Here is a 709-nt window from a genome sequence, read left to right on the forward strand (position 1 = left end):
GACTTGATCCGGGACCGCTGGCCGTGAACAGCCTTGCCATCGGCGGGACGCCTTGGCGATGGCGCTAGCCTAAAGACAGCCACCGGTCCCGGATCAAGTCCGGGACGACGGTTCCACCTCGCCGTCCACCAGCAGCTTGACCACCATCGCCAGCCGCTTGGCATCCTCGCGCGCCAGATGTTCCTTGGGCAGCAGGCGCTTCGCCTCTTCCAGCGCGGCGACCACCTGCGGGCGCGAATAGCCGCCGTCCTTGAGGAACTCGCCGAGGTAGTGCACCGGAAACGGCAGCTTCGCCCCCACCGCCTGACACAGCACTTCGAGCCAGAATTCGTCGAGATCGGCGTCCGCATAGACCGGGCACCCGGCCACGAATTCGGCCATCTCGGCAAGGACCTGCGCGGGCGGCAGGCCCTCGTCGTCGAGCATCTGCCGACTGATGCCGTGCAGCGCCTCGGCCTCGTCCGACCAGTCCCAGTAGCGCCAGGCCTCGGCGGGTCGGATGAGCCAGGCCCGGTTCGAACCGTCGATCCGCGCCACCGCGACTTCGATGGGATAGGACTGCCCATATTCGGGCAGGCAGCTCGCTTCGAAGTCGATCAGCGCGGGACAGCTCAAACCAGGAGTCCTTTCTGAAGAGTGCGGCACCGGCCCACGCCCCTACCGGGCCTCCCATCAGGATACACTAGTGGGAGGCCGGGTGGGGGCGTGG

The 709-nt window shown here is 67.3% G+C and carries 1 protein-coding gene; it reads right to left on the reverse strand.

Annotation, left to right across the window (positions count from 1 at the left end; genetic code table 11):
• Nucleotides 1-93: 93 nt before the first annotated feature.
• Complete coding sequence (locus tag ACYPYD_RS26480) at nt 94-615, reverse strand: 3'-5' exonuclease (protein WP_036525588.1); 522 nt, start codon at nt 613-615, stop codon at nt 94-96.
• Nucleotides 616-709 lie beyond the last annotated feature (94 nt).

The sequence above is a fragment of the Novosphingobium sp. 11B genome, assembly GCF_054589055.1.